General features: G+C 54.9%; 1 tRNA gene and 2 rRNA genes. All 3 read left to right on the forward strand.

Annotation, left to right across the window (positions count from 1 at the left end):
• Nucleotides 1-368 precede the first annotated feature (368 nt).
• The 3 genes from PCJ21_RS22010 (at nucleotide 369) to PCJ21_RS22020 (ending at nucleotide 3,830) form a co-directional block, all read left to right on the forward strand.
• Nucleotides 369-3,182: ribosomal RNA gene (locus PCJ21_RS22010) — 23S ribosomal RNA — on the forward strand.
• A 207-nt stretch (nucleotides 3,183-3,389) separates the two neighbouring features.
• Nucleotides 3,390-3,504: ribosomal RNA gene (gene rrf, locus PCJ21_RS22015) — 5S ribosomal RNA — on the forward strand.
• A gap of 249 nt (nucleotides 3,505-3,753) precedes the next feature.
• Nucleotides 3,754-3,830: transfer RNA gene (locus PCJ21_RS22020), tRNA-Met, on the forward strand.
• Nucleotides 3,831-4,007 lie beyond the last annotated feature (177 nt).

Below are 4,007 nucleotides of genomic sequence, written 5' to 3' on the forward strand. Positions count from 1 at the left end.
AGATCATTCAAAACCAAGATTTGTGGTTCGCTCCCTGGAGCTGCCGCTTGTTCTGTTTGACATTGTAAAGAGAAGATTTGTTCGGACTCCATCCTCGGAGTGTGAGCTTGGAAGATGAGGCTGCCATGCCTTGTTGAAAGAGCCCATGCGGTGATGAAGATGGTTTGTCGCGGTGAGACGCTCAATCTCCCGCATATGATGGGCTTGCCTAACCGCTGCCCCCGGACCGATCTCGAGAAGCTGGTCTTTTTGTGCCGATGGCATCAAGCAACCCATTCGGGGTCGTGTTGTGGCGACAATCTCTTCGAGATTGCGCTGTGGCGCGACAAACCCTGCGGGTTTGCGCGGTGAGCATTGGCAATGAGAACGATCAAGTGTCTTAAGGGCAATTGGTGGATGCCTTGGCATGCACAGGCGATGAAGGACGTGATACGCTGCGATAAGCGTCGGGGAGGTGCGAATACCCTTTGATCCGACGATTTCCGAATGGGGAAACCCACCTAAGGTACTTGTAAAATCAGAGCAGTCGGCAAGCTTATGCTTGGTGGCTGTTGTGGTTTACAAGTATCGTTAATAGGTAACTTACCCTGAATAAAATAGGGGTAAAGTGGCGAACGCGGGGAACTGAAACATCTAAGTACCCGTAGGAAAGGACATCAACCGAGACTCCGCAAGTAGTGGCGAGCGAACGCGGACCAGGCCAGTGGCGATTGAGAGACAAGCGGAACCTTCTGGAAAGTAGGGCCATAGTGGGTGACAGCCCCGTACGCGTAATGCGATCAATCGTCCTTGAGTAAGGCGGGACACGTGAAATCCTGTCTGAACATGGGGAGACCACTCTCCAAGCCTAAGTACTCGTGCATGACCGATAGCGAACTAGTACCGTGAGGGAAAGGTGAAAAGCACCCCGACAAGGGGAGTGAAAGAGTACCTGAAACCGGTTGCCTACAAACAGATGGAGCCTGAAATGGTGACATCGTACCTTTTGTATAATGGGTCAGCGACTTAGTGTGACGAGCAAGCTTAAGCCGGTAGGTGTAGGCGCAGCGAAAGCGAGTCTGAACAGGGCGTTCAGTTCGTCGCATTAGACCCGAAACCGAGTGATCTAGCCATGAGCAGGATGAAGGTAAGGTAACACTTACTGGAGGTCCGAACCCATAACTGTTGCAATAGTTCGGGATGACTTGTGGCTAGGGGTGAAAGGCCAATCAAACTCGGAAATAGCTGGTTCTCCGCGAAATCTATTTAGGTAGAGCGTCGACCGAATACCCTGGGGGGTAGAGCACTGGATGGGCTAGGGGATCTCACCGATTTACCAAACCTAACCAAACTCCGAATACCCAGGAGTACTAGTCGGCAGACACACGGCGGGTGCTAACGTCCGTCGTGAAAAGGGAAACAACCCTGACCTACAGCTAAGGTCCCCAAGTCATGGCTAAGTGGGAAAGGATGTGAGGATCCCAAAACAACCAGGATGTTGGCTTAGAAGCAGCCATCATTTAAAGAAAGCGTAACAGCTCACTGGTCTAAATAAGGGTCTTTGCGCCGAAAATGTAACGGGGCTAAAGCCATGCACCGAAGCTTAGGGTTTGCAGCTTGCTGCAAGCGGTAGCGGAGCGTTCTGTAAGCTGACGAAGCGGTACCTGTGAGGGGCCGTGGAGGTATCAGAAGTGCGAATGCTGACATGAGTAACGTAAGGGGTGTGAGAGACACCCCCGCCGAAAGTCCAAGGGTTCCTGCTTAAAGCTAATCTGAGCAGGGTTAGCCGGCCCCTAAGTCGAGGCAGAAATGCGTAGACGATGGGAACCACGTTAATATTCGTGGGCCTGGAGGAAGTGACGGATCACGTATGTTGTGGGGTCTTATTGGATTGATCCCCGCAGCGGAGTGGTTCCAGGAAATAGCTCCTCCATTATAGACCGTACCCGAAACCGACACTGGTGGACTGGTAGAGTATACCAAGGCGCTTGAGAGAACTATGCTGAAGGAACTCGGCAAATTGCACGCGTAACTTCGGAAGAAGCGTGACCCTTTCCTGCGCAAGCAGGGTGAGGGTGGCACAGACCAGGGGGTAGCGACTGTTTATCAAAAACACAGGGCTCTGCGAAGTCGCAAGACGACGTATAGGGTCTGACGCCTGCCCGGTGCTGGAAGGTTAAGAGGAGAGGTGCAAGCTTTGAATCGAAGCCCCAGTAAACGGCGGCCGTAACTATAACGGTCCTAAGGTAGCGAAATTCCTTGTCGGGTAAGTTCCGACCTGCACGAATGGCGTAACGACTTCCCCGCTGTCTCCAGCATAGACTCAGTGAAATTGAATTCCCCGTGAAGATGCGGGGTTCCTGCGGTTAGACGGAAAGACCCCGTGCACCTTTACTATAGCTTTACATTGGCATTCGTAGTGGCATGTGTAGGATAGGTGGTAGGCTTTGAAGCCAGGGCGCCAGCCTTGGTGGAGCCACCCTTGAAATACCACCCTTATCTCTATGGATGTCTAACCGCGGCCCGTTATCCGGGTCCGGGACAATGTATGGTGGGTAGTTTGACTGGGGCGGTCGCCTCCTAAAGAGTAACGGAGGCGCGCGATGGTGGGCTCAGAACGGTCGGAAATCGTTCGCTGAGTGCAATGGCATAAGCCTGCCTGACTGCGAGACTGACAAGTCGAGCAGAGACGAAAGTCGGTCATAGTGATCCGGTGGTCCCGTGTGGAAGGGCCATCGCTCAACGGATAAAAGGTACGCCGGGGATAACAGGCTGATGACCCCCAAGAGTCCATATCGACGGGGTTGTTTGGCACCTCGATGTCGACTCATCGCATCCTGGGGCTGGAGCAGGTCCCAAGGGTATGGCTGTTCGCCATTTAAAGCGGTACGTGAGTTGGGTTCAGAACGTCGTGAGACAGTTCGGTCCCTATCTGCCGTGGGTGTAGGAATATTGAAAGGATCTGTCCCTAGTACGAGAGGACCGGGATGGACGGATCTCTGGTGGACCTGTTGTGGCGCCAGCCGCATAGCAGGGTAGCTATATCCGGACGGGATAACCGCTGAAGGCATCTAAGCGGGAAACCCACCTTAAAACGAGTATTCCCTGAGAACCGTGGAAGACGACCACGTTGATAGGCCGGGTGTGGAAGTGCGGCAACGCATGAAGCTTACCGGTACTAATAGTTCGATAGGCTTGATCGTTCTCATTCCTAATGTTCACCGTGTGATCCCAAGGGGATCATCGCTTACCAGCGCTCACGCATGAGCGGGCCTTACGGCCCTATGCTCCGCGAGGGCGCCGGACGACTGGCGACGCGCAGTCGCGCTTGCGGGCCTTGCCCGAAAGCCGATCGCAAACGTCGCCAAGGCACAAAAAACAGCTTCTCGATTAAACATGCGCTTTGCCGACCTGGTGGTTATGGCGGAGCGGCTGCACCCGATCCCATTCCGAACTCGGCCGTGAAACGCTCCAGCGCTGATGGTACTTCGTCTCAAGACGCGGGAGAGTAAGTCGCTGCCAGGTCTGCCAAGCGCATGTTTAGATCTTCTCTGTACGATACGGCCCGAAAACGGGACCGGCGGGCCGCGCAAGCGGCCCTTTGTGTTGCCGACAACCCCGGCAGATCGCAAAAAAACAGCCGCAGCCTGCGGAAAAAAGCCGGAAAAAACCCGGCGCAAGAGTTCAACAAGGGGCCGAGCAGCCCCGCCAGGTCGGGACCAGTCCCCCGCATCCGGCACGACAAGTCCGAAACGCCAGGACAGCTCGAAATGGCGCGGGGTGGAGCAGCCCGGTAGCTCGTCAGGCTCATAACCTGAAGGTCGTTGGTTCAAATCCAACCCCCGCAACCAACAGTCCTCAAAATCACAAATACAAGCGCACCGGCCGGACCATCCGCGGCGCCGATGCCCGACACGCAGCGCAGCCTCCCCCGACCATAAGGCCAAAACCGGCAGGCCGCCGGCCGCAAAGCCAAACCAGCCAAACAAAACAAACAAACGCCCGCCTCGCGCGGGCGTTTTTGCGTC

It is taken from the genome of Aminobacter sp. HY435 (assembly GCF_027568395.1).
Classification (GTDB): domain Bacteria; phylum Pseudomonadota; class Alphaproteobacteria; order Rhizobiales; family Rhizobiaceae; genus Aminobacter.